Here is a 17,844-nt window from a genome sequence, read left to right as displayed (position 1 = left end):
GTTTTCCCCGCCACCGCCGAGCGCCCCTCAAGGTGCGCGCGGAAGCGGGGCGGCGTGTCGCCGGCCGGACCCAGCGGCCTTCAAGTCGCTCACAAGTGACGCGATCTATCTCTAGAGGAGACAGTTCACGTTTCGTCCCGGAGTTCTCTCATGCGTTTGCTCGCCGTCCTCGCCGCCGCCGCGGTGCTCCCGCTGGCCGCCGCCCCCGCCTCGGCCGACCCGGCCATGTGGAAGTGGCGCACCGTACACTCCGCCGACGGCATGGCCAGCGCCTGGGGCAAGGTCGCCATCAGCCAGTTCGGCTACGTCGTCTACGGCAATCTGGAGGACACGCGCGGCTCCGGCTGCGCCTGGGCGGTGCTGCGTGCCCAGGACGCGCGCAACGGCCGCTGGAAGACCCACGGTTACTACTACTGCAAGCCGGGCGTCGGCACGTTCAGGAAGGACTACGGCAGCGTGCTGCAGATCAAGGTGCAGGTCTGCCGCGGCAACTCCAAGCGCCCGACCGGCGCGTGCTCGAAGTCGAAGACCATCTTCACCACCGGCGGCTGATCGTTTCGCCGTGGGCGCGACGTCGAGGCCGTGACCGGAATCGAACCGGCGTATTCCGCTTTGCAGGCGGGTCCCTGAGCCATTCGGGCACACGGCCGGGTACGCGGGTCAGACGGGCTGACGCCGCGACAGGCGTTCCTCCAGTGCCGCCAGGTCGGGCAGGAACCAGACGTGCTCACCACGGTTGCTCTCGAACACCAGGTCACGCAGCGCCTTGCTGGCCTCCACGTGCTCGGCGATGTCGCCCACGACGACCAGCAGCCGCCGGTAGGTGACGAACTTCTGCATGATCTCGCCGGCGATCCTGGTGCTCAGCCGGAAGAAGTCGGCGCTGAGCCGGCTCACCGGGATGACGACGACCTCGGCGTCGTGCCCGAACGCGTCGCCCAGAATATCCGTGGCGGCGCGTTCGTCGTTAATCAGCGCGCCGTCGGCGGGGCAAATGAGCGTACGAAATCCGTGCATGGTGGAAACAATTTCCGTCATGGTGATTAATTCCCGTGAATAAGCCTGGGTGAAAAAGGAAGATGAATCATTTGCGGGATTTCCCGGGCCGAACTGCGCGAACGCGGCGGAGCCAGGCGTCAGGCGCGACAGCGGCGGGCGTGGCTACACGCCTCGATGGCCGGATCATGGGGAGGGCGGTTCTGCATGATGCCACTCCTTCCCCGGTCGATATCCGTCCACTGTTAAAGCGATGCTAGGGGCGATTATGTGGATTGTCAATCGGCGCCGACAATTCCAGTGAATACCCGGCTTTACCCGGACGGAGACCCGCCCGGATGGAGTCCCAAGTGTCACCGGCACTCCCCGTGATCGATTGATTACTGATATTCATCTGAGGGCACGGCTGATGGTGAGGGTGAGCGGAGGTCCGCGCGATGGCATCCACGGCGGCCGACGGCCGAGTGACGGTCTACCGTTTCACCCCTGGCCGCGCCTACGCGGGCCGGCCGGGCGCCGGACGGGCGGGGGCGACGATGGCCGAGCTCACCATGACGCGCGGGCGGCTGTCCGGCGTGACCGTGATCGCGCTGAAGGGGGAGCTCACGGTCACCAACCAGGCGGTGCTCCGCGCCTATCTCGACCAGGCCAGACGGCGGCCGGACGACCAGGTGGTGCTCGACCTGTCGGAGCTGACGTTCATGGACAGCACGGGCCTGCGCGAGCTGCTGCTGTGCCGGGGTGAGAGCGTCGAGCACGGCGGCGAGCTGCGGCTGGCCGCCCTGCGCGCGGCCCCGTCCAGGCTGATCCAGATCACCGGCCTGGACGTGCACCTGTCCGTGCACGTCACGGTCGAGCAGGCCGTCGCCGCGGCCCGCCGGGCGGCCGCCGCACAAGGCTGATCCGCGCACCGCCCATACAAACGGAGTAACATGTTGGACGACTGCCCAAGTCGAACGTCCAACAAGGAGGGCACGCATGCCGTCAGCGTCCGCCGAGCGCGGCCAGGTCACCAGGCAACGGCTGCTCGAAGCCGCGATCGCCCTGGTCGGCGAGGTGGGGTGGGGCGGCGTGACCACCCGCATGGTGGCCGAGCGGGCCGGGGTCGCCCCCGGCGTCGTGCACTACCACTTCAGCTCGGTCACCAGCCTGCTCATCACGGCCGGCGTCGGCTTCGGCCGCGTCATGCTCGACGAGCTCGGCACGCGGCTGGCCGAGCGGCCCGGCATCGACGAGGGCGTCGACTGGCTGCTCGGCGAGCTGTCGCGCTACACGGGAACCGACCCGGCGTCGCTGCTGGTCAGCGAGATGTTCCTGGCCTCGACCCGGCTGCCGGAGCTGCGCGAGCGGCTGGAGGAGCTGGTCACCCGCTTCAGGTCTCAGGTCGCCGCCTGGCTGCGGGCACGAGGTCACCGAGGCGACAGCGAGGCGGCGGCGACGGTGTTCGCCGCCGCCGTCGACGGTCTGATGATGCATCGCGCGCTCGACCCCCGGCTCGACCTCACGCGGCTGGCCGGGCCGCTGCGCGCCATGCTGAAGGAGGAGAGCACGGCATGAAGGTCATCGTCTGCGGTGCGGGTATCGCCGGTCTCGCCCTGGCCTGGCGGCTCGAACGCGCCGGTTGGGACGTCCAGCTCGTCGAACGCGCGCCGGAGTTCCGCGCCGGCGGCTACATGATCGACTTCTACGGCCCGGGCTACCAGGTGGCCGAGCGCATGGGCCTGCGCGAGCGGCTGCTCGACGCCCGCTATCCGGTCCACGAGATCAGCTACGTCGACGGCCGCGGCCGTCAGAGCAGTCATCTGAGCATGCCGTCCGGCCTTCCCGACGTGGTCAGCCTGCTGCGCGGCGACCTGGCGCGCATCCTGCTCGACGACGTCTCCGCCCCGGTCCGCTACGGCACCAGCATCGACGCCGTCGAGCACGACGCGGGCGGCGTGGCGGTGCGGCTGACCGACGGCACCACGATGGAGGCCGACCTGCTGGTCGGCGCCGACGGCGCGCACTCCCGGGTACGCGAGCTGGTCTTCGGCGAGGAGGAACGGTACCTGCGCTACCTCGGCCACCAGGTGGCCGCCTACGTCGTGGCCGATCAGCGGCTGAGCGAACAGGTCGGCACGCGCTACCAGATGCTCACCGAGCCCGGGCTGATGGCGGGCGCGTACGCGCTGCGCGGCGGCCGGCTGGCGCTGCTGTTCCTGCGCCGCGAACCCGATCCGCGCATCCCCGCCGATCCCCCGGCCGCGCTGCGCGAGCGCTACGGCCACCTGGGCTGGATCCTGCCCGACGTGCTCGGCCGCTGCCCCCAGCCGCCCGAGCTGTACTACGACCAGGTCACCCAGGTCGTGATGGACGACTGGAGCCGGGGGCGCGTGGTGCTGCTCGGCGACGCCTGCCAGGCGGTCTCACTGTTCGCCGGGCACGGCGCGTCCATGGCCATGGCCGCCGCCTGGGTCCTGGCCGACGAACTGACCGGCGAACCGGCCGGCGGGCTGACCGGCGGGCCGGCAGGAGGGCCGGCAGCGGGACGGGCAGCGGGACGGGCCGCCGACCCCGCCGCCGCCGCGCTCGCCTACCAGCGCCGCATGCAGCCCGTGATCGCGGACGTGCAGCGGTTCGGCCGCCGGTTCATCCAGTGGATGGCGCCGTCCAGCAGGCGGCGCATCGTGACGCGCGACTGGCTGCTGCGCCTGGCCGCGCTGCCCGGTGGCCGCCGTCTGTTCCTCAACTCGCTCAGCCCGGCCGGGCACAACCTGATCCCCGAGGACCGCCGGGCGCGCCTGCCGATGTGAGGGCTCCAGGGGGCGGACACGAACGCGTCACGCTTGTGCCCAGGTGAGCCGTTGATGTTTCATTTACCGATGCGTGGAGCGGCGAACGAACAGGTCGGTGCCGACGACGCCTCCGGCCATGGGCACGGGGAGCGGCGGCGATCCCAGCGGGCGCTGCGCCGGCTGCCGTTCGCCGTGATGATCGCGGTCGCCGTGATCGACCTGCTCGCCGGGCCGACCCTGGGGTTCCTGCCGCTGCTCACGCTCGGGCCGACGTTCGCGTCCGTGTCGGGCAGTGTCAGGCGCACCGCGCTGGTGGGCGTGGTCGCGCTCGCCATCTGCCTGCCCCTGGCCTGGTACGGCCAGGTGCTGCTGACCAAGCAGAACAACGTCACCATCGCCACCATCATCGGCGTCACCGCGGCCAGCATGCTGGCCAGCCACCTGCGGCTGCGCCGCGAGCGTGAGCTGGCCGACGTCCGTGCGGTGGCCGAGGCCGCGCAGCGGGTGTTGCTGCGGCCGGTCCCCCGGCGGGCCGGTGACCTGCGGATCGCGCTGTCGTACACCTCGGCGGCGGCCGAGGCGCGCATCGGCGGCGACCTGTACGAGGTCGTCACCACCCCGTACGGCGTGCGGTTGCTGATCGGCGACGTGCAGGGCAAGGGGCTGGCCGCGGTCGAGACCGCGGCCTGGGTGCTCGGCGCGTTCCGCGAGGCCGCCTACGACGAGCCCGAGCTGGCCAAGATCGGCGACCGGCTGGAGGCCAGCCTGGCCAGGCATCTGGGCGGGGAGCAGTTCGTCACGGCGATCGTCGCCGAGGTGGGCGAGGGCGCGATGGCGCTGGTCAACTTCGGCCACCCGGCGCCGCTGCTGATCCGCTCCGACGGCCGGGCGGTCGCGGTCGAGCCGCCGGAGGAGTCGTTGCCGCTGGGCCTGGGCGCGCTCGGCGGCGACCCGCCGCGGCCGCACCGCGTCGCGTTCGGCGCGGGCGAGCAGTTGCTGCTGTTCACCGACGGGGTCATCGAGGCGCGCGACGCGGCGGGAACGTTCTATCCGCTCATCGACCGCGCCCGCCTGCTGCGTTCCGGCGACCCGCAGACGGCACTCGACACCCTGCGCGGCGACCTCATCACGCACGTCGGCGGCCCGCTGCTGGACGACGCGGCGATGCTCCTGCTGCGCAAACACCGGCCGGGCGAGGTCTCGGGAAAAGTCTCGCGCGAGGTGTCCTGACGGGCCCGGGCCCGTTCGTTCCTTCAGTAGAGAGACGAAACCTGTCGGCCTGCTCGCGCTCCTGCTGCTGCACGACTCGCGCCGGGCGGCCAGGCTGGACGAGCACGGCCGACCCGTGCTGCTGCCCGGCCAGGACCGCTCCCGCTGGGACGCCGCCCTGATCAGGGAGGGCGTGACGCTGGTCGGCGCGGCCCTGCGGCGCAGTCCGGAGCGGCCCGACCCGTACGTGGCGCAGGCCGCGATCGCCGCCTGCCACGCGCTCGCCCCCTCCTACGACGAGACCGACTGGACGGCGGTCGTCTCCTGGTACGACGTGCTCCTCACCGTCCACGACACGCCGGTGGCCAGGCTCAACCGGGCGGTGGCGGTGGCCGAGCGCGACGGCGCGGCGGCGGGCCTGGCCCTGGTGACGGAGATCGGCGGCCTGGACGGCTACCCCTGGTGGCACGCCACCCGCGCCGAACTGCTCCAGCGGCTGGGCCGGGGCGAGGAGGCGCGGGCGGCGTACGAGCGGGCGCCTCACCGATTCGTCATGACAAAGGACCGGCTCGGGCTCAGCCGCGCGAGCTGAGCGACCAGCCGTTGTTCACCGGCGAGAACGCCACGTTGTGCAGCGGATACCCGGCCGACTTGAACTTCTTCATCTGCTGGAAGCACTCGTCGTCGATGTTGCGGGCGAAGAACGTGTCGCCGGCGACGACCGTCCAGCCGCCGCCGGGGGCGAACGCCACCCGGGTCACCCGCGAGCTCCGCGACAGCTCGCGCATCTTCTGGTAGCACTCCTCGTCGATGTTGCGGGCGAAGAAGCCGTTCGTGGCGACCACGGTCCACCGGTTGCCGCCGCCGGGCGGGAACGCGACGTGCACGACCTGCTGGCCGGCCTTGTAGTAGGACAGGATGCGCTGGTAGCACTCCTCAGGGATGTTGCGGGCGAACAACGTCTTGTCACCCGTGATCACCCACCGGTTGCCGCCTTCCGGCGGGAAGGCCACGCAGTGGATGCGCGTGCCCTTGGCGATCAGCTCCTTGAGCTTGGCGTAGCACTCGTCGGGGATGTTGCGGGCGAAGTAGTGCCCGTCGCCCGTCACGACGACCCACCCGTTGGACGGCGTGAACGAGAACGACGTGATGCCGTACGCCGCCAGCTTGCCCATCTGCCGGTGCGCCTCGTCCGGGATGCGGCGGTTGAAATAGCGGGCGGCGGCCGCCTGTGCCGGCGCGGCCAGGCCCAGGGTGGCCAGCCCGGCGGCGCCGGTCAGTGCGAGAAAACCTCTGCGGTCCACGTGGGTGCTCCTCAGGTCGGCGACGGAAATGTCGCGCTCAACAGTGAAAGATCACCCGATACTGTCAACATCCTGACCGGACTCGCAACCGACAGCAAACTTTCCAGAACGCCGCGTAACCCGGCTTTCTCCCCGGATTCCCCCCACGGCCACCGGCCGATCCCTATGATCAACTCGACGAAAGTCGGGGGGTTCCAGCCGCCGGGTCGACTACCCCAAGGGAGACCGAGATGGTCGCACGATGGATGCCGTTACCCGCGCTCGCCGCCGTCGCTCTCCTGGCCGCCGGGTGCGTCAACCCGAACACCGCCGACCCGCCGGCCACCGCGGGCGCGTCGGCCTCCGCCTCTGCAAGCACCACCGCGACCGGGCCGCAGCGCATCGCGTTCTTCGGCTTCGCCAAGGCCAACTCCTTCGCCGCGGCCACGTTCGCCGGGATCGAGGAGTACGCCCGCGCCAACGACGCCACCGCCGAGTTCTTCGACCCGAACTTCGACGCCCAGACCCAGGTCAGGCAGATCCAGGACGCGGTGACGGCCAAGCGGTTCGGCGTGTTCGTGGTGCAGGCCAACGACGGCGCGGCCGTGGTGCCCGCGCTGCAGGCCGCCGTCCGGGCGGGCATCGCGGTCGTGGTGCACTTCACGCCGGTCGGCACCCGCTACGACACCGCCGACCCGCAGGTGGACGGCACGATCACGCTGATCGACGTGCCTGCCAGGAACGGCGCGGCGCTGGGCAGGCTGGCCGTGCAGGCGTGCCAGAGCAAGAAGCTGAACCCCTGCCAGGTCGGGTATCTGGAGGGGCTGAAGGCGCTGCCGCTGGACAACGCCCGCACCGAGGCCGCCGTCGCGGTGCTGAAGCAGACGCCGGGCATCGAGCTCGCGGCCCAGCTCGAAGGCGGCTACACGCAGGAGAGCGGGCGCAAGGCCATGCAGGACGTGCTGCAGAAGGAGCCGGGCATCGACGTGATCATCGGCTCGTCCCAGGCCGTGGCCGGCGCCGAGGCCGTGGCCAAGGGCAAGGAGATCCTCTACGTCGCCAACGGCGCCTCACGCCAGACGGTCAAGGCCGTGCAGGAGGGACGCTGGTTCGCCGCGTACTACATGCCGGTCAAGACGCTCGGCGCGCGGGCCGCCGAGCTGGGCCTGGCCAAGGCCCGGGGCACGCAGGTGCCGGCCACCAACCTGGCGACCGACGTGGACCCGGGCACCACCCTGGGCACCAAGGACGCCCTGGCCGAGGTGACCGGCGAGTACGACGAATGAACCGGGCGGCGGCCGTCAGGGACTACGGCATCGTCCTGGCGGCCGTGGCGCTCGTCGTCGTGCTGGCGCTGTCCACCGACACGTTCCTGACCGCGACCAACCTGGTCAACCTGCTCGACCAGACCGTCGTGGTCGGGCTGCTGACCTGCGGCATCACCGTCTGCGTGATCTGCGGCGCGTTCGACCTGTCGGCGAGCGCGGTGCTGGCGGTCAGCGCGGTCGTGGCGGTGCTGGTCACCGAGCGCGCCGGGGCGCCCGCCGGGTTCGCCGCGGCGGTGGCGGCGGGCGCGCTGCTCGGCATGGTCAACGGCCTGGTGGTGGTGCTGACCCGGGTGCACTCGTTCATCGCCACGCTGGCGCTGAGCATCGTGCATCGCGGGCTGGCGCTGGCGATCACCGGCGGGGCGATCGTCTATCCGGGCCCCGACCGGCTGGCCGCGTTCCAGTCGCTGAGCTGGCCGACCGTGCTCGGCGGGATCACCGCGGCGTCGCTGCTGCTGATCGCGGTGGCCGTGGTGACGAGCGTGATGCTGTCACGCACCACGTTCGGCCGCCGCTGCTACGCGGTCGGCGGCAACCCGCGCGCGGCCTGGCTGTCCGGGGTCGGCGTGGGCGGGACGCGGGTGGCGGTGTTCGCGATCAGCGGCGTGTGCGCTGCCCTGGCCGGTCTGGTGCTGGCCGCGCGCGGCGGCTCGGCCCAGGCCGACATGGGGACGCTGCTGGAGCTCACCGCCATCGCCGCCACCGTGATCGGCGGCACCAGCATCCTCGGCGGGCAGGGCGCGATCTGGCGCGGCATGGTCGGCGTGCTGATCCTGACCCTGATCGGCAACGGCTTCAACCTGCTCGGCTGGAACTCCACCTACAAGCCCATCGTGGAAGGGCTGCTCATCCTGGCCGCGGTGAGCCTCGATTACGGGCTCAGGAATCGCCGAGATCCCCTGCGATGATCGTCGGGACGCTACGATGGCAGCGCCATCCGTCGAAGGGCCACAGGATGACCACTTCTCCGCGCGCTCCCCTGGGGATCAACCCGAACATTCCCAACGCCGCGCGCATGTACGACTACTACCTGGGCGGCAAGGACAACTTCGCGGCCGACCGCGAAGCCGCCGAGAAGATCATGGCGTTGGGCCCGAGCCGGGAGATCTGCCTGGCCAACCGGCAGTTCCTGGGCAGGGCCGTGCGCCACGTGGCCGAGCGGGGCATCACCCAGTTCATCGACCTCGGCACCGGCCTGCCCAACCAGAACAACGTGCACGAGGTGGCCCGCACGATCCACCCCGACGCCCCGGTGGTCTACGTCGACCACGACCCGGTGGTCGTCGTGCACGGCCGGGCGCTGCTCGCGGGCGTGGGCGCGGACATCGTCATGCTGCAGGGCGACATCCGCGAGCCGAAGGCGATCCTCGACCACCCCGACACGCTGCGGCTGATCGACTTCAGCCGGCCGGTCGGCGTGGTCTTCCTGGGCGTCCTGCACTGCCTGACCGACGGTGAAGACCCGCACGGCGTGGTGGCGGAGTTCGCCGAGCGCATGGCGCCGGGCAGCGCGCTGATCGTCTCGCACCTCACCGACGACGCCCATCCCGAGGTCGGCAAGGCCGCCCGCGAGGTCTACGACAAGACGGACACGCCGCTGGTCCACCGCGGCAAGGCCGCTGTCACCCGCATGTTCGACGGGTTCGACCTGGTCGAGCCGGGCGTCACCCACGTGGCCGACTGGCGGCCCGCGGAAGACTGGGAGGTCGCGCTCGGCGGCAGCGAGTGGTGGTACGTGGGGGTCGGCCACAAGCCCTGACCCGCCGGCAGCATGCTTTGACCGGTCAGTCCGGTTCGTCCCTGGCGGCCAGCGAGGTGTACACGGTGACCTCGTCCGGGCTCACCAGGCCGTCCTGGATGGCGCAGATGAGCAGTTTCTCCTTGGTGGGCGCGGGCCGACCGGCCGCCGCGTACTTCACCCGCGCCCGGTCGATGTACTGCCTGACCGTCCGCTCCTTGATGCCCATCCTGGCCGCCACCGACGCTTTCGACATCGACTGGAACCAGAACAGCAGCGCCGCCCGCTCCTTGTCCGACAACTGCGGCCGGTGCGGGCCCTCGTCGGTCGCGATGGCCTGGGCCATCGGCGGGGTCACGCTCGGCCGGTCGGCGGCCACCTCCAGGATCGTCTCCAGGCACGACTCCCTGGTGGCCCGGCCCTTGCCGATGAACGCCGACGCGCCCGCGTCGAGCACCGCCCTGACCACCTCCGGCTCCTCGTGCTCGGAGAACACGACGACCCGCTGACCGCCGCCGCACAGCTCGGCCACCCGGTCGACGACCATGGTGCCGTTCAGGTTGAGGTCGAGCAGCAGCACGTCGGCGGGCGTGCCGCGGACGGACTCGATCGTCGGCCCCTGCGCGACCAGCTCCACCGGGCCCGGCGGCTCGAACCACGACCGCACGCCGTCCACCACGACCTGGTGGTCCTCGACGAGCGCCACCCTCACGGGTCCGGCTCCGGCCGCTGCCAGATGCTGTTGACCCATACCTCACCCCCCTGCCGCTGGTAGGTGACCACGACCCCGCTGGCCTCGCGGACCGGTTCCGCGTGGACGGGCAGATCGTCATTGTCGGCCACGACGGCCACGCTGACCATGGTGGTCATCGCGGACACGGTGACCCTGGCCCGCGTCCTGGCGCCGTCCAGGGCCTGGACGGGGGCTCTGAGCAGGTCGTCGCGGACGTCGCCGGGCAGGTCGGGCAGGGTGCCGCCGAACGGCGGGGCGGTGACCAGCACCTGGCGCCGCTCGGCCGCGTCGATGCGCTCGCGCAGCGCCGACACCAGCGCGTCTGGCACGTCCTCGCGCTCGGTGATGAGCCGGCGCAGCCGCATCGCGCCGGCCGTGCAGTCCTCCCTGATACGCGGGTCGCCCGGGTCATCGCCGTCGGCCAGGCGCTGCAGCAGCGACTCCGCCACCTCGCGGATGGCGGCGTACCTGCGCAGCCGGTCGTCGTGGATGCGGCGGGCCGACTCTCGCCAGGCGTCGTCGGCGGCGAGCCTGCGCGCCAGCAGCACGGCGTCCTCGGCGCGGGCGCGCAGCATGGCGCAGCCGGCCGCGTAGCCGACCTGCATGGTGACGCCGCCGACGATCACCACCAGGTACTTGGCGACCGACAGCCGGTCGAAGGTGCCGGTCACCGCCATCGCCACCAGCATGATGGCGGCGTTGGCGGCCAGGAACGCGGCCAGCTCGCCCGTCCAGCGCGGCCGGTTCCAGGTCAGCATCACGCCCAGCCAGCCGACCGAGCCCCACCCCCAGTCGCTGATGCCGAGCAGGTCGTCCGGGCGGCAGGCGACGATGATCGCGACGTCCGCGGCCAGCGCGGCGCCGGCGAGCACCCCGATCCTGACCGGTCCGCGCGCGGTGCGGGCCAGCGCCAGCGTGGCGAGCACGGCGACGACGGTGTAGCCGGCCCAGGCCAGCGCGGCCAGCAGCGGCCAGCGGAAGCCGGTCCAGCCGGCGATCGTGACCGTGAGGTCGTAGCCGGTGTGCCAGAGCCCGGCGATCAGCGCGGCGCCGAGCGCGGTGTAGCGGGCGTAGCGCTGCGCGACCTGCTCGATGTCCCCGGTCACGGCCGCTCCCCCGCGTTCACGGCCGCCACCACAGGCTCACGCGGGTGCCGCGCTCGCCCGAGGAGATCTCCGCGCCGCCGCCGTTCAGCGCGCGCATCGTGTCGAGTATCGAGCCGCGTACACCGAACCTGTCGGCGGGCAGCCGGTGCTGGTCGAATCCGCGTCCGGCGTCGGCGACCTCCACCCTGATCGCGTCGTCGTCCCTGCTGCAGACCAGTTCGGCCTCGCGGACGCCGGCGTGCCTGACCACGTTGGCCAGGGCTTCGGTGACGGCTCTGGCGAAGTGTTCGGCCACGTGCCCGGGCACGGTCTGCGGGGTCAGGCTGGTACGCACGTCCAGGCCGGCGGCGCGGCCCGCGACCTCGTCGAGCAGCGCGTCCAGGGCGATGGGGGCGGCGTCCGCGCGCGGGGTGTCGCGCAGCCGCTCCAGTGCCGCCAGGTCGGTGGCCACCTGGGCGCGCAGGGTCGCCGACGGCGCGTCGTAGGTGCCCAGGCCGACCATGGTGAGCGTGTGCAGCGCGGTCTCGTGGATGCTGCCGACCTGCCGCAGTTCGTCCTCGCGGCGCAGCCGTTCCACCATGAGCGCGATCCGCGCCCGTCCGCTCTCGCGCAGGAAGGCGTCGGCCGAGGCGGCCGAGCGGCGCAGCAGCGTCATGAGCGTCGCGATCGCGAGCGTCTGCACCAGGTGGATGCCCAGGGTGCCGGCCACGTCCTGGGACGGCGCCGCGATCCGCACCCCGGCCAGGTACGCCCCCGCGACGACCAGGCCGACGGGCACCGACAGCGGGGGCCGCCAGGTCACCCCGGCCACGATGATCGTCATCGTGACCAGCCCCGCGACCCAGCTCGACCCCGTGGCCAGCGCCTCCTCGGCCACCAGGTGCCGCTGCGCCAGGCAGATCCCGGCGGTGATGACCACCTCCCCGGCCACCAGCGGGTACGGCAGCGGTCCGCGCCGCAGGAACACCCGCAGGAACAGAGCGGTCCAGACGAGGTCGACGGCCAGCGCCGGGACCAGCCAGGACGCGGCGACCGGCTCGACGGCGCCCAGCGTCGCGGCGACGACCGCCACCACTCCCACGACGCCCCGCGCGCCGGCCGCGGTGCGGGCCACGGCCTGGTCGAGCTGGCGGGAGGCCGGGTCGTATCTGGGGGTGGCTGGGTGAGGCATGAGCCGTCCGCTGGCGGGGGGAGCACGGGACGGATCTCACGATAACGAGGAAGATGTGCCGGAAGTAATAGGAACAGGGTCTCTCGGGCCGATGCGGCGGGTGGGGTCATGGGTCGCATGCCTGTCTGTGTCCCTCGTGCGGCGTCCCGCCGGGCGGCGGCGGTGGTTGCCCGGGCCGTCTCGTTGACGGCCGTCCTGCGCACTCTGGTCCCGCCCGGGCGCGCGGGCATGACGGCTGATCGGCCGTCAGGCGGGAGCGCCAGGTGCGGGCGTGTACTGGACGCGTCTCGCGATGACCGCGAGGAGAGGGGGGCTCATGACACTGCTCGTGATCACGTTCCTGATTTCCTGCCTGTCCGTCATGGCCGCGCGGGGCAAGCGCGGCATCTGGCCGGCCGGCATGCCGGTGGCCCGGCCCCGGCTGGTCGCGGCGGGCGGCACGTACGAGGGGACGCGCGGCCACCCGTCGGACACGTACGTCGTCCAGGAACGGCTGATCGCGGCGGCCGGCGGCACGAACGGCACGCCGCACGGCCACAGCGCCGCCGCGCTCGCGCTGAGCGCGGTGATCGCCGCCAGGCCCCAGTACGGCAAGACCCGCGAGCAGGACCTGGACGCCTGCGCCCAGGCCGCGCACCGGGCCGTGCGCCGCGCCGCCCTGCGCACGCCGGCCGTGTCCGGCCTGGTCAGCACCCTGGACCTGATCATCCTCGACCGCGGCGAGAGCCCCTGCCTGCGTTTCGCCCACGTCGGCGACGGCGCGATCTGGCACTGCTCCAGGGGCCGGCCGCCGCGCCTGCTCACCTCCCCGCACAGCCTGGACAACGGCCCGCTGCTGCGCGGGATCGGCCTGGCCTCGACGCTCACCCCCGAGCTCGGCATGGTGCCGCTGCGTCCCGGCGACCGCGTCGTGCTCGTCACCGCGGGCGTCACCCGGGCGCTCGGCGAGGACCGGCTGGCCGAACTCCTCACCCTGGGCGCCTCGCCCGCCGCCTGCCTGGACCGCCTGTACGACGAGCTGGCCGCGGCCGAACCCAAGGACGACGCCACGGCCGTCATCGCGGACGTCGTCACCGCCTGAACCGGCAGCCCCTCCACAAATCGTCACCACTGCATTACAGTCTGTAGTCAAACAGTCACCAAGTGCAGCGAGGGAGACGGTCATGAACGGCTGGAAGCAGACCATCGGCGCAGGGGCCGCGGCGGCCACGCTCCTCGTGAGCGCGCTCGTCGCCCCCGCACCCGCCTCGGCCACCGTGCTCAACTGCGACACCGGCCGGCACAACAACGACCCCGACGTCGGCTACGCGCTGTGCAGCAACCCGACGGGCGACACCTACGAGTTCCGCGCGGTCATCACCTGCGGCCTGGCGCCCGACGTGAAGGGCGACTGGAAGCGGGTGCCGCCGGGCGGCGTCGAGCAGTCCCAGGGCAAGTGCGCGTTCTACAGCAGCGGCGTCGGCGCGGTCGGCGTGGACGAGCGCCGCCTCTGACCCGGCCGGCCGATCCTCTCCTGGCCGCGGATCGAGCGGGACGCGGCCAGGAATGATATTGAGTGGGTTCGTCGCAAACGTGACCGGTCGCCGCCGTGATCGGACGCCATCGTCATCGGACGGAAGGAACCCATGCCGCTCTCCCCCGGCCCTTTCACCGGCCGTACCCTCACCGAGCTCGCGCGTGACCTGCGCGCCGGCCTGACCTCCGCCGCCGAGCTGACGGAACGAGCGCTCGACGCGATCGCCGAGCGCGATCCCGAGCTCAACGCGTTCGTCACCGTCGACGCCGACGGCGCCCGGGCGGCGGCCCGCGCCGCGGACGCCGAGCTCGCGGCCGGCACCTGGCACGGCCCGCTGCACGGGGTGCCCGTCGCGGTGAAGGACCTCATCATGACCGCGGGGCTGCGGACGACGGCGGGTTCGCGGCACTTCGCCGAGCACGTCCCCGACAGCGACGCCACCTGCGTGGCCCGCCTGCGCCGGGGTGGGGCGGTGATCGTCGGCAAGACGACCACGCACGAGTTCGCCTACGGGCCCACCGGCGACCGCTCGGCCAACGGGCCGTCGCGCAACCCGCACGACCCGGCCCGCATGTCAGGAGGTTCGAGCGGCGGCAGCGCGGCCGCGGTGGCCGCCGGGCTGGTCCCGCTCGCGCTCGGCACCGACACGGGCGGCTCGGTGCGCATTCCCGCCGCGTTGTGCGGGGTCGCCGGGTTCAAGCCCGCCTACGGCGCCATCTCGGCGGCGGGCGTCTTCCCGCTGTCGCTGTCGTTCGACCACGTCGGCGTGCTGGCCGGTGACGCGCGGGACTGCCTGCTCGCCTACCGGGCGCTGGCCGACGACCCGTCGGGCGTCGCGGATCCGGTGCCGGGAGACGTGCGGGTGGCCTGGCTCGATCCTGCCGGGTTCTTCGCCGGCGATCCGCGGGTGGTGGACGTCGCCCGCCAGCTCGCGGGTGACGTGCCTGAGGTGCGGCTGCCCGACGGGCTGGCCGACGGGCTGCGCGAGACGTACACCGTGATCCAGAGCTGTGAGACCTCGGCCGTGCACGCCGAGCGGCTGACCGGCGCGCCCGAGCTGTTCGACGCCGAGGTGCTCGAACGGCTGAGCGCCGCGGCGCTGACGCCGGGCTGGCGGCTCGTGCGCGCCATGAACGCCAGGCCGGTGCTGGCCGCGCTCGCCGACGCGCTGTTCGACCGGCACGACGTGCTCGCGCTGCCCACCGTGCCGATCACCGCCCCGCCGCTCGGCCTGCGCGAGAGCGAGCTGGACGGCCGCCCGATCGCGGTGCGCGCCGCCCTGCTCTCGCTGACCAGCCCGTGGAACGTGCTCAAACTGCCCGCGCTGACCGTGCCCGCGGGCACCGTCGACGGCCTGCCGGTCGGGCTGCAGTTCGTCTGCCGCCCCGGCGACGAGCACCTGCTCTTCGCGGCGGCCGCCGCCCGGGGCGCCTAGCGGTCACTCCACTTGATCTCGTACGCCTTCAGCGTGACGTCCTTGCCGTCCACCGTCGCGCTGACCGAGGCGTTGCTGGTGTTCACCATGACCATGCGCTCGGCCTGGGCCAGCACCCGGATCTTCGAGTCGGACGTCTCGACCTTCTCCAGCTTCGCGTCGGCCGGGAACCAGGTGGCGAAGTCGGCCACCAGCTTGCCGGTGGGGAGCTGTGAGCCGTTGGTCGGGTGCCACATGCAGCCGTTGCAGGCGCCTTCCTTGGCCTGCGGGTTCCAGTACAGCGCGGTCGCCGCGCCGCTCCTGGCGAACTCGATCATGGACGCGGCCTGCACGGCGAGCCGCTTGGGCTCGGGCCAGGTGGTGCCGTCCTCGGGCACGAAGTACCACTCCGACCACCAGACCGGCAGGTCGCCGGACTCCTTCCTGAGCCAGGCGGTCACGTCGCTGAACTTGCTCAGCGCGCCGAACTCGTCCGGGATCAGCTTGTGCGAGTCGGTCACCGAGGCGCCGTCGACGACGATGAAGTCGGCGCCCTTCTTGTTCTTGTTCCAGTACTGGAAGGCGTCGATGGCGTGCTGGCTGACCACGCCCCAGTCGCCGCGCAGCTCGGACTCGCCCGTCTCGTGGCTGTCGAAGCCGAGGTACGGGCCGCCGATCAGGGCGTCGGGACGGACCGCCTTCACCGCGTCGTAGACCTTGTTGTACATCTCGGTGTAGCCCTTGAAGTCCGCGGGCTCGTTGTGGTTCTTCCAGAAGCCCTTGAACTCGTTCCAGACCATGAAGTACTTGACGTTCTTGTACCGCTGGGCGACGGTCGCCGACAGCTTGGCGAAGTCGTCGAAGTGCTTGGGGTAGGGGGCGTCCTCCAGGTGGTCGCGCCAGCCCGTCTCCGTGGTCGGGCCCTCCGGCCCGCCCTTCATCCAGTCGGGCGCGCAGCACAGGGTGATGATCGGGGTGCCGCCCGACAGCTTCATGAGGTTCATGCGGCTGTCGAGGTCTTCCCAGTAGAACTCCTGCTTGCGCGGCTGCGGGTTGAGCGCGCCGAAGCCCATGATGTGCTGGTTCTGCAGCATCGGGGTCTTGGCCAGGTTTCCGGCCACGACCTGCTCGAACTGCTGGGTGACGTTGTTCGCGCTGACCCCGGTGTGGGTGAGGCCGAAGCGCGGCCAGCCGTCGGCCACCTTCGGCGGCTCGCCCGTCTCCGACTTGCCGGTGCCGCTCTTGCCCGGCTCCGGCGTGCCCGTCTCGGCCGGGGCCGTGCCCCCGCTGGTCCCCCTGACCGTCTGGGTGCCCTCGGCCCCGGGATCAGCGGCCGAACAACTCGCCATGACCAGCGTCAGCGCGGCCGCCCCCGCGACCGCGGCGAGCGCCCGGCCGAAGCGCCGCCGTCTCGATCCCCCGTTGTCCGATCCCACCCTGTGCTCCCCTGATCACGACGTCACATTGCCGCTATGAGCGTTCCATGACCGCCACCCTCTACGGCACATCGGGAGCAACTTCTCAGACACTTCTCAGACAATCGTTATCGGTCAGAAGTAGGTCGAGGTGAGGTCCGTGGTGGGCCACGAGGTGATCGCCATGGCGGCGGCGTACAGCTCGTCCTGGAAGGCGTCGAAGTCGGGCGCGCCGGTCTCCTCGCGCCGGTTGAACGTCGCGCAGAACGTGATCCCGCTGTACGTGCGGGTCAGGATCGCGTACGTGCCGGGCAGCGAGCCGTTGTGCCAGGTGTTCAGCCCGGTGCCCTTGGTGCGCACCCACCAGCCGCCGGCGTACCAGGAGCCGTGCTCGTTGAGCCCGGTCTCCGGCTTGGCCAGCAGCTTGGCGACCGAGGCCGCGGTGAGCACGCCACCGCCGCCGGTGAGCACCGTGGACAGCCTGACCAGGTCCACCGCCGAGGCCAGCCAGCCGCCCGCCGAGTCGAGGTTGGCGTAGTTGGCGCCGCCGTACGGGTGGGGGACGACGGTGCCCGACTCGTCCAGGACGGTCTTGGCCGTGTAGATCGAGTGGTACGGCACGCCGCGCTCGACGCTCTGGCTCAGCCGCATCCTGGTGATGCCGACCGGGGCCAGGATCTTCTGCTTGACGTACGCCTCGTAGCCGAGACCGGACACCTTCTCGATGATCCGGCCGAGCAGCAGGAAGTTGTAGTTGTTGTACGACATGTGAGTGCCCGGGGCGTGGTCGAGCGGCCGGCGGCTGGCGTAGTCGAGGATGTGGCGGTGCGTGATGGGCAGCGGCACGTCCAGGGTGGCCGAGATGGCGTGGTCGGAGAACAGGTAGTCGCGGCCGGAGGCCGCCTTGTCCCAGCCGCCGAGGTTCTGCATCAGCCGCAGCACGGTCACCTGGGACAACCGAGCGTCGCCGGTGGTCGGCAGGCCGAGCAGCGTGGTCACCGGGGCGTTCAGCGACAGCTTGCCCTCCTGCACCAGGCGCATGATCGCCAGGCAGGTGATGTGCTTGCTCAGGCTGGCCACCCTGAACAGGGTGGTGGGCCGCACCAGCGAGACGATGGACGGGGGCCTGGGGGTGTAGGTCGGGCCCTGCCGGTCCCAGAC

Annotated in this window: 18 protein-coding genes, 1 tRNA gene and 1 pseudogene; 12 read left to right on the top strand and 8 right to left on the bottom strand. The window is 71.8% G+C overall.

Annotation, left to right across the window (positions count from 1 at the left end; all coding sequences use genetic code 11):
• Positions 1-150: 150 nt before the first annotated feature.
• Complete coding sequence (locus HII36_RS44100) at positions 151-552, top strand: hypothetical protein (RefSeq protein ID WP_173529324.1); 402 nt, start codon at positions 151-153, stop codon at positions 550-552.
• A gap of 25 nt (positions 553-577) precedes the next feature.
• Here the strand turns inward: HII36_RS44100 and HII36_RS44095 are convergent.
• Both HII36_RS44095 and HII36_RS44090 read right to left on the bottom strand, forming a co-directional pair.
• Positions 578-649 (bottom strand) — tRNA-Cys (locus tag HII36_RS44095).
• 11 nt (positions 650-660) lie between these two features.
• Entirely contained in the window at positions 661-1,017 is a 357-nt protein-coding gene (locus tag HII36_RS44090) for a DUF4180 domain-containing protein (RefSeq protein WP_236004568.1), read from the bottom strand.
• Between the two features lie 416 nt (positions 1,018-1,433).
• On the opposite strand from HII36_RS44090, the gene HII36_RS44085 reads away from it, so the two are divergent.
• From HII36_RS44085 to HII36_RS44065, 5 genes and pseudogenes are all read left to right on the top strand, one after another.
• Positions 1,434-1,898, top strand: coding sequence for an STAS domain-containing protein (locus tag HII36_RS44085; protein ID WP_173529322.1), 465 nt, complete (start codon positions 1,434-1,436; stop codon positions 1,896-1,898).
• A gap of 76 nt (positions 1,899-1,974) precedes the next feature.
• A complete protein-coding gene (locus HII36_RS44080; RefSeq protein WP_173529321.1) occupies positions 1,975-2,553 on the top strand; it encodes a TetR/AcrR family transcriptional regulator in 579 nt (192 codons plus the stop codon).
• Entirely contained in the window at positions 2,550-3,788 is a 1,239-nt protein-coding gene (locus tag HII36_RS44075) for an FAD-dependent oxidoreductase (protein WP_173529320.1), read from the top strand. The genes HII36_RS44080 and HII36_RS44075 overlap by 4 nt, the downstream gene beginning before the upstream one ends.
• A 69-nt stretch (positions 3,789-3,857) precedes the next feature.
• Positions 3,858-5,000: a PP2C family protein-serine/threonine phosphatase gene (locus HII36_RS44070; protein WP_173529319.1), complete on the top strand. Its 1,143-nt coding sequence runs from the start codon at positions 3,858-3,860 to the stop codon at positions 4,998-5,000.
• Between the two features lie 34 nt (positions 5,001-5,034).
• A pseudogene (locus HII36_RS44065) lies at positions 5,035-5,571 on the top strand (DUF6596 domain-containing protein); the annotation flags it as partial.
• On the opposite strand, the gene HII36_RS44060 reads toward HII36_RS44065, so the two are convergent.
• Entirely contained in the window at positions 5,555-6,283 is a 729-nt protein-coding gene (locus HII36_RS44060) for a WD40 repeat domain-containing protein (RefSeq protein WP_173529318.1), read from the bottom strand. The pseudogene HII36_RS44065 and the gene HII36_RS44060 sit on opposite strands and share 17 nt — an antisense overlap.
• Positions 6,284-6,513: 230 nt before the next feature.
• On the opposite strand from HII36_RS44060, the gene HII36_RS44055 reads away from it, so the two are divergent.
• Genes HII36_RS44055 through HII36_RS44045 form a run of 3 tightly spaced genes read left to right on the top strand, consistent with a single transcriptional unit; the run spans position 6,514 to position 9,349 of the window.
• Positions 6,514-7,548 (top strand): sugar ABC transporter substrate-binding protein, encoded by a 1,035-nt coding sequence (locus HII36_RS44055; RefSeq protein ID WP_173529317.1) that lies wholly within the window; start codon positions 6,514-6,516, stop codon positions 7,546-7,548.
• Positions 7,545-8,498 (top strand): ABC transporter permease, encoded by a 954-nt coding sequence (locus HII36_RS44050; RefSeq protein WP_173529316.1) that lies wholly within the window; start codon positions 7,545-7,547, stop codon positions 8,496-8,498. The genes HII36_RS44055 and HII36_RS44050 overlap by 4 nt, the downstream gene beginning before the upstream one ends.
• Positions 8,499-8,545: 47 nt before the next feature.
• Positions 8,546-9,349, top strand: coding sequence for an SAM-dependent methyltransferase (locus HII36_RS44045; protein WP_173529315.1), 804 nt, complete (start codon positions 8,546-8,548; stop codon positions 9,347-9,349).
• A gap of 25 nt (positions 9,350-9,374) precedes the next feature.
• Here the strand turns inward: HII36_RS44045 and HII36_RS44040 are convergent, their stop codons facing one another.
• The 3 genes from HII36_RS44040 to HII36_RS44030 are packed head-to-tail and all read right to left on the bottom strand — an operon-like array spanning position 9,375 to position 12,338.
• On the bottom strand, positions 9,375-10,040 hold the full coding sequence (locus HII36_RS44040) for a response regulator (RefSeq protein WP_328808164.1): 666 nt from the start codon (positions 10,038-10,040) through the stop codon (positions 9,375-9,377).
• Positions 10,037-11,167 carry a hypothetical protein gene (locus tag HII36_RS44035; RefSeq protein WP_173529313.1) on the bottom strand — a complete coding sequence of 377 codons (1,131 nt, stop codon included), beginning with the start codon at positions 11,165-11,167 and terminating at the stop codon, positions 10,037-10,039. The genes HII36_RS44040 and HII36_RS44035 overlap by 4 nt, the downstream gene beginning before the upstream one ends.
• Positions 11,168-11,183: 16 nt before the next feature.
• Positions 11,184-12,338 carry a sensor histidine kinase gene (locus HII36_RS44030; protein ID WP_173529312.1) on the bottom strand — a complete coding sequence of 385 codons (1,155 nt, stop codon included), beginning with the start codon at positions 12,336-12,338 and terminating at the stop codon, positions 11,184-11,186.
• A gap of 316 nt (positions 12,339-12,654) precedes the next feature.
• Between HII36_RS44030 and HII36_RS44025 the strand changes: the two genes are divergently transcribed.
• The 3 genes from HII36_RS44025 to HII36_RS44015 all read left to right on the top strand — a co-directional run bounded on the left by HII36_RS44025 (position 12,655) and on the right by HII36_RS44015 (position 15,289).
• Positions 12,655-13,419: a PP2C family protein-serine/threonine phosphatase gene (locus HII36_RS44025; protein WP_173529311.1), complete on the top strand. Its 765-nt coding sequence runs from the start codon at positions 12,655-12,657 to the stop codon at positions 13,417-13,419.
• A gap of 82 nt (positions 13,420-13,501) precedes the next feature.
• Positions 13,502-13,831: a hypothetical protein gene (locus tag HII36_RS44020; RefSeq protein WP_173529310.1), complete on the top strand. Its 330-nt coding sequence runs from the start codon at positions 13,502-13,504 to the stop codon at positions 13,829-13,831.
• 132 nt (positions 13,832-13,963) lie between these two features.
• Positions 13,964-15,289, top strand: coding sequence for an amidase (locus HII36_RS44015; RefSeq protein WP_173529309.1), 1,326 nt, complete (start codon positions 13,964-13,966; stop codon positions 15,287-15,289).
• Here the strand turns inward: HII36_RS44015 and HII36_RS44010 are convergent.
• Positions 15,286-16,704, bottom strand: coding sequence for a glycoside hydrolase family protein (locus HII36_RS44010; protein ID WP_173529308.1), 1,419 nt, complete (start codon positions 16,702-16,704; stop codon positions 15,286-15,288). The two genes, HII36_RS44015 and HII36_RS44010, sit on opposite strands and share 4 nt — an antisense overlap.
• A 114-nt stretch (positions 16,705-16,818) precedes the next feature.
• Positions 16,819-17,844, bottom strand: a 1,026-nt coding sequence (locus HII36_RS44005) for a serine hydrolase domain-containing protein (RefSeq protein WP_173529307.1), incomplete at its 5' end; no start/stop codon positions are given.

The organism is Nonomuraea antri (assembly GCF_013283785.1).
Lineage (GTDB): Bacteria > Actinomycetota > Actinomycetes > Streptosporangiales > Streptosporangiaceae > Nonomuraea > Nonomuraea antri.
This window is presented reverse-complemented; position numbering and strand designations above follow the sequence as displayed.

Coding starts and splice junctions, on each gene's coding strand:
- HII36_RS44090 (WP_236004568.1), bottom strand. CDS start 1,017: ATGCACGGATTTCGTACGCTCATTTGCCCCGCCGACGGCGCGCTGATT.
- HII36_RS44055 (WP_173529317.1), top strand. CDS start 6,514: ATGGTCGCACGATGGATGCCGTTACCCGCGCTCGCCGCCGTCGCTCTC.
- HII36_RS44015 (WP_173529309.1), top strand. CDS start 13,964: ATGCCGCTCTCCCCCGGCCCTTTCACCGGCCGTACCCTCACCGAGCTC.
- HII36_RS44045 (WP_173529315.1), top strand. CDS start 8,546: ATGACCACTTCTCCGCGCGCTCCCCTGGGGATCAACCCGAACATTCCC.
- HII36_RS44025 (WP_173529311.1), top strand. CDS start 12,655: ATGACACTGCTCGTGATCACGTTCCTGATTTCCTGCCTGTCCGTCATG.
- HII36_RS44085 (WP_173529322.1), top strand. CDS start 1,434: ATGGCATCCACGGCGGCCGACGGCCGAGTGACGGTCTACCGTTTCACC.
- HII36_RS44020 (WP_173529310.1), top strand. CDS start 13,502: ATGAACGGCTGGAAGCAGACCATCGGCGCAGGGGCCGCGGCGGCCACG.
- HII36_RS44075 (WP_173529320.1), top strand. CDS start 2,550: ATGAAGGTCATCGTCTGCGGTGCGGGTATCGCCGGTCTCGCCCTGGCC.
- HII36_RS44080 (WP_173529321.1), top strand. CDS start 1,975: ATGCCGTCAGCGTCCGCCGAGCGCGGCCAGGTCACCAGGCAACGGCTG.
- HII36_RS44030 (WP_173529312.1), bottom strand. CDS start 12,338: ATGCCTCACCCAGCCACCCCCAGATACGACCCGGCCTCCCGCCAGCTC.
- HII36_RS44050 (WP_173529316.1), top strand. CDS start 7,545: ATGAACCGGGCGGCGGCCGTCAGGGACTACGGCATCGTCCTGGCGGCC.
- HII36_RS44100 (WP_173529324.1), top strand. CDS start 151: ATGCGTTTGCTCGCCGTCCTCGCCGCCGCCGCGGTGCTCCCGCTGGCC.
- HII36_RS44070 (WP_173529319.1), top strand. CDS start 3,858: ATGCGTGGAGCGGCGAACGAACAGGTCGGTGCCGACGACGCCTCCGGC.